Below are 6,127 nucleotides of genomic sequence, written 5' to 3' on the forward strand. Positions count from 1 at the left end.
GCCACGCGTCTGGCGCAGGCTTTCTGAGCCGACCGTAACCGCGATAAAATGATCGCGGCAAAAACGCCTGCAAGTTCCCCCGCCGTCCAACCAGGAAATCGATCATGCTGCAGCTCAGTGAGCGGGACGCCGCAATGTTGAATGGAGACATGGGCAGCGGCGTTGCACTGGCCATGAGGATCGTGACGCGCACGGCGGATGTCATGGGCGCTGACAGGTTGATCGATATCACGTCGGCGCACATAGACGGTTGCCTTTATCACGGTGCGGCGAGCCTCGATTTCGTCGAACGGTTCGTCGAAACTGAAACGCGGGTAGCCGTGCCCACGACGCTGAACGTCGGCTCTCTCGACTTGATCCATCCCGAGCTGTTTCAGGGAGAGCAAAGCACCCAGCGCGCCGCCGAACGGCTCATGAATGCCCACATCGAACTCGGATGCGAATCGAGCTTCACGTGCGCGCCCTACCAGCTCAAGCATCGCCCCACGCTTGGAGACCAGATAGCCTGGGCGGAATCCAACGCCATCGTATTTGCGAATTCGGTCCTGGGCGCCCGCACCAGCCGATACGGCGACTTCCTCGATCTGGCCGCCGCGATCACGGGCCGAGCGCCCTACGCCGGCTTGCATGTCACCGAAAATCGCGCGGCCCACATCCTGATCCGGGTGGCCGATTTCGGCGCGCTTCCCGGCCGCGATGTGTTGTTCGCGGCGCTCGGCTTCGTGCTTGGCAAAGCCGCTGGCACGAGCATCGCGGCCATCGACGGTCTGCCGTCCGATACCACTGAGGACGAGCTGAAAGCACTCGGTGCGGCCGCAGCTTCGAGCGGCGCGGTGGCGCTATTTCATGGCATCGGAATTACGCCGGAAGCGCCGACGCTCGACGCAGCGTTTCAGGGCAAGCCGCCCGCCAGGGTCATCGATGTTTCGCTGGATGAGCTTCGCGACGTTCGCCGCCGTTTTAATCAGGCGAAGCCCGGTGATGCACTCGTTGCTGTCAGCCTTGGAACGCCGCATTTTTCCGTCACCGAATTCGAGCAGCTCGCCGCTCATTTCTCAGCGTTCTCCGCTCCGCTCGCGTGCGACTTCTATGTGAACACCAGCCGGTTCGTATTGTGGCAACTTGAGTCGTCGGGGATAGCGGATACGCTTGCTTCCAGAGGCGTACAGATTGTCCTCGATACCTGCACCTACATCACGCCCGTCATGAAAAAGATGAGCGGCCTGGTCATGACGAACTCAGGCAAGTGGGCACTTTATGCACCCGCGAATATCGGTGTGCAGGTGGCCTATGGAAGCATGAACGAATGTGTGCGCTCCGCTTTCGCGGGAAAGGTTTGCTTCGATGAACACGATGAACCCACAAGCCAGCTTTAACGCCGAGGTCCTCACAAGCGGATTCGCGCGGGGACCGGGCGTCTTCATTGAACCGCTAAGTTTCTGGGGTGGCTACGACGCCGAGACCGGGACCATTGTCGAACAATCGCATCCGGCCTTTGGCCAGACCCTTGCCGGCGTGATCTTGATTATGCCAAGGGCCAAGGGGTCGAGCTCCAGCAGCAGCGTGCTTGTTGAAGCCATCCGCAACAACACCGGACCTGCGGGCATTGTGTTGTGCGAGCGCGACCTGATTATTTCCATTGGCGTGATCGTCGCGAACGAACTCTATGCCTCCCAGATCCCGCTCGTTCTCGCGAGCAGCGAAGATTTCGAACGGTTGTCCAAGACCCTTGGCGTCATCCAGATAGAAGCGCGAGCCGGTGAAAACACGGCACGGGTTGTGATCGAGGACGCTGCGGCGCTTTAGGTCGCAGCGTCCGGTCGAACCCCCGCTAGCCCCTTTTCGACCGCGACTTTCCGGCGACATCGGAGAGAATCTTTTGAACGCTTTCCACATACCGTTCGGTCCCGAAACGGTTGATCGCGTTCGCATAACCCTGCTCGACCAGCCGGTCGCGCAAACCAGCGTCCGCCGATAGTTCACCCAACGCATCCGCGAGCGCGCGGACATCGCCGGGCGTGCAGAGAATGCCATTCTCGCGGTCTTCCACAATGTCCGTCACACCGCCCGCCCGCGCCGCCACCACCGGCCGCTTCGCCAACATGCCTTCAATGATCACGCGGCCGAACGGCTCCGGGCTGATGGACGTGTGCGCGACGACATCCACCGCTTTCATGCACGCAGCAATATCGTGCTGGAAGCCAAGGAAATGCACGCGGTCCGCGAGACCCTGCTCAACCACGTAGGCACGCAATTCAGCCTCATAGGCGTCCTCGCCGAAGAGCGCGGCTCCCACCAGCACGGCGTGCATCTCGGGCGCTTCCAACAGCGCTTCAAGCAAGATGTGCTGCCCTTTCCAGCGTGCGAGCCGGCTGAACGAGCCCACGAGGAACGCGTCCTTCGGCAAACCAAAGCGCGCCCGCAATTCATGCTGTGCGACAGATTCCAGCTCGGTGAACGGTTCCGCGGAAATACCGTTGAACACCACGTCCAGCCGCTCCTCTTTCATGCGCGTCAACGCGGTGAGCGCGACGGCGGATGCCGTCGAGTTCGCGATCACGCGTTCCAGCATGAGCTTCGTGCACCACTTGATAATGGTGAGCTGCGTCTTGCCGAAATGCTCCTGACTGACGATATCGCGCAGATGCCACACCACCGGACGCCGCGAGATCAGCCCGGCAATAGCGCCGACCACCATCGCGCGTTGCGTGTTCACGTAGATCACATCCGAATTGCGCGACTTTTCCAGCGTGCCGCGCACGAGGCCCATGACGCCGCCGATCATGCCCGCCTTGGGCCGCTTCATCCCACCGTCCTTGCTCAAGCCGCCGAGTGCGGCGCCGTCGAGCACATCGACTTTGATACCGACCGCTTCCAGCGCAATACGGAATGGACCGTCGTCGAACAACAGGGTCTCGTTGGTACCGCGCATGTTCTTCATCACTTCGAGCAACGATAGTTCAGCGCCCCCGAGCACGCCGCTTTGATCGACGGCGAGGACGCGCATGGCATCGGCCTCTTCATGATCCTGATTCAATTGCAAAGCTGCGGCCTTGGCTGCTGGGTCGATCGTTGGCACCGGCGGCATCGCAGGCGGCGCGAGCGTGAAATGAGGCGCAACGCTCTGCACATAGGCGCGCAGACCATCGCGGAAATGCTTGATCGAAAAGCGCTCCGCATTCGTGCGGCAATCCGCCGGCTTGATCTTCAACCCGCCGCGTTCGAAACCCTCCACGGCATCGATGATGGCGCCGGTCGTCTGTTCATCGAAGAAAAGGCCCGTTGGACGCGCGTGCGAACTATCCAGCACGGTTTCCAGCGCGCCGCCCTTGCCGTACGCGATCACTGGCGTCCCGCACGCTTGTGCCTCGACCACCGAGATGCCGAAGTCCTCTTCGGCCGCGAACACGAATGCCTTCGCCCGCTGCATTTTGTCCTGCAGAACGGAGAACGGCTGATAGCCCATGATCTCGACGTTCGGGGTGGCCTTGCTGCGAATCTTGCGCATGTCGGGGCCGTCGCCGATCACGACCAGTTTGCGCTCCGGCATCTTCGCGAACGCTTCCACGATCAAATCAATCTTCTTGTACGGCACCATCCGCGACGCCGTCAGATAGAAGTCCTCTTTGACGTCGCAAAGCTGGAACGCTTCGACATCGACGGGCGGAAAGATCACATGCGAATCGCGGTGATAGACCTTGTTGATCCGTCGCGCGATGAACGCCGAATTCGCGATGAAATGATCCACGGAATTCGACGTGCGGATGTCCCAGTTGCGCATGTAGTGCAGCACCATGCGCGCGAGCAGCGACTTCACGCCGGCCGTGAGATTCGATTGCTGCAAGTACTGATGCTGCAAATCCCATGCGTAGCGAATGGGCGAATGCACATAACTCACGTGAATCTGATCGGGACCGGTCAATATGCCTTTAGCCACGGCATGACTGCTCGAAATCACGAGGTCGTAGCCGGAGACATCGAGCTGTTCGATCGCGAGCGGCATGAGCGGCAGATATGAGCGGTAACGCTTTTTCGCTTGCGGCAGCTTCTGGATAAACGAGGTGGTGACCTTCTTGCCGCGCATCCACGACCGCTCTTCCATGAAGTCGACGACGCTGAAAAGATCGGCATCGGGAAAGCAGATGACGATCTGTTCAAGCACCTTCTCCGCGCCCGCGAAAGCGACGAGCCAGTCGTGCACGATCGCAACCCGCGGCACCCGTTTCGCGATCCTCGCACGATGCCGGGGCGGCGTGTCCTGCACATCAGGCGGGGGCAGGCTGACAGGATCAAACGTCACTCGCACCGGGTCGATGACCGCTTCATCGAGATCAAGTCTCATGTGTCACTCCTCACCTTAAACCGTGGATTTCACGCGCCGTTTGAGGCGCACATTTAACTCATGGACAAAGCCGCGCGCCATCGAGCGCAACGCGGGCCGTGTGAGAAGGGAGCAGCCTAAATTCAGGCCAGAAATGACAAACGCTGCGGCGATTGATTGCAGCGGGTACTCGATTGGATCGATGACAAACGCCACACCGAGGCCTGCGATAAGGAACGCGAGATGCATCAGCATGTCGGCGGCAATCGGCCGGGCATGAATACGCGAGATCCACAGGAGCAAGCCATAGTCGGCGAGCGAGCGCAGCACCACCACGCTGGCCGCGCCGATGGGACCAAAGTGCGCGATACCGAACCACAGTGCCGTCACGAAGAACGGCAGTTGCACGAGACCGATACGCGCTGCCGTGGCGGGATTGATTTGCGACTGGATCATGATGCGCGTGACGCTGGCTTGTCCGACGAGCCACACGCCGATGATCAGGATCCGGCCCACTGGCGCGCTGGCGATGGCGATTTCCTGTCCGACCCAGAGGTGCAGGAACGGCGCGAGCACCAGCATGGCGAACAACGCGATGGGCGTGAATACGCCGTTGAGAAATTCCAGCGACTGCTGGACCATGGCATCGGCGTGTTCGCGTTTGACGGAGGACAAGCGCGGGAACAAGGTGCGAACGAGCGAGTTCGGCAGCATGTTCAGTCGGGTGACGAGGTTCTGCGGGACGGTGTAGTACGTGACGAAGCGCGCGCCCAGATTCGCGCCCAGGAGGATACGGTCGAGGGAGTCCGTGATCATGCTTGAGATGGTCGCGACCAGCATCCAGCCGCCGAACTTGAACAGGCCGCCGGCCACGCCTAGCTGCGGCCATTCGATGCGTTTGATGTCGAGCACCTTGAAGCTCGCTCGCGCGAGGAGCACGACGGCCAGGACACGTGCGACAACGGCGGCGGCGAGTACGGTTTGCAAGTTCGGTGCGATTTTCCAGGCTGCGGCTAGCGGCAGCAACTGGAACAGGAAGGTGCCGATCGTTTGATTGGTGTTGTAGATACCGAAGCGTTCGACGCCGTTGATTGCGCCGGCGCAGACCCATGACACGTTAGCGATGGGAATGGCGAGAGCCAGCCACGGGAGTGCGTGATAGACCTCCTGTTGCATGGCAGGGGATGAATGCGCGACGTAGGCGGTGTAGGCGAATGCGCCGAAGTAGATCAGGACGCCGCCGATGATGCCGGTCCCGAGGTTGAGCCAGATGGCGCTCCAGAACACGCGCGAGCGGGCTTCGGGGTCGTTGGCGGCGTGGGCCTTTGCGATCTGGTGTTGAGCGGCCATACCCATGCCGAGATCGAGAATGCCGAAGTAGCCGATAAGGGTCCAGACGAGGCTGATCACGCCGTAGCGTTCGACGCCGACGAGATGGATGTATGCGGGCACGGTGATCAACGAGACGAAGGTAGGCAGTACCAGTCCCGAGAAGTTAATCGCCATGTTCTTCAGCATCGATTTTTCCATCGTTCGCACTCGTCCTTCTGGGGGGTTTTGGGGTTAGAGGTTTTTTTGGGGGGGGGTGGTTGGGGTGCTAGGTTGTTTCCGGGTTAGTGGTTGGGGTTAGTGGTTGGGGTCAGTGCCGGGTTGGTGCTTTCGGTGTTAGTGGTCTGCGAGAGTCGGATTTTCTCTTTATCACTGTTAGCCACTGTGCGTGGCCGCCCGTCATTTCTTTGTCCAAAGCGACAAAGAAACGAAGCAAAGAAAACGCTTTCACCGCTCTACCCTAAGTGTCCACAGCGT

Annotated in this window: 4 protein-coding genes; 2 read left to right on the forward strand and 2 right to left on the reverse strand. The window is 60.4% G+C overall.

Translation table 11 applies throughout. The features are described 5' to 3' along the window. Positions 1-104: 104 nt before the first annotated feature. Both GSQ93_RS29920 and GSQ93_RS29925 read left to right on the forward strand, forming a co-directional pair. Complete coding sequence (locus GSQ93_RS29920) at positions 105-1,376, forward strand: aconitase X catalytic domain-containing protein (protein ID WP_158939372.1); 1,272 nt, start codon at positions 105-107, stop codon at positions 1,374-1,376. After that, positions 1,345-1,806 (forward strand): DUF126 domain-containing protein, encoded by a 462-nt coding sequence (locus GSQ93_RS29925; protein WP_254074130.1) that lies wholly within the window; start codon positions 1,345-1,347, stop codon positions 1,804-1,806. Before GSQ93_RS29920 ends, GSQ93_RS29925 begins: the two co-directional genes overlap by 32 nt. Before the next feature lie 25 nt (positions 1,807-1,831). On the opposite strand, the gene GSQ93_RS29930 is transcribed toward GSQ93_RS29925, so the two are convergent. After that, complete coding sequence (locus tag GSQ93_RS29930) at positions 1,832-4,342, reverse strand: glycosyltransferase family 4 protein (protein ID WP_158939374.1); 2,511 nt, start codon at positions 4,340-4,342, stop codon at positions 1,832-1,834. 15 nt (positions 4,343-4,357) lie between these two features. Next, positions 4,358-5,851: an oligosaccharide flippase family protein gene (locus GSQ93_RS29935; protein WP_158939376.1), complete on the reverse strand. Its 1,494-nt coding sequence runs from the start codon at positions 5,849-5,851 to the stop codon at positions 4,358-4,360. Positions 5,852-6,127: the final 276 nt, after the last annotated feature.

The organism is Burkholderia sp. S171, assembly GCF_009766085.1.
Lineage (GTDB): Bacteria > Pseudomonadota > Gammaproteobacteria > Burkholderiales > Burkholderiaceae > Caballeronia.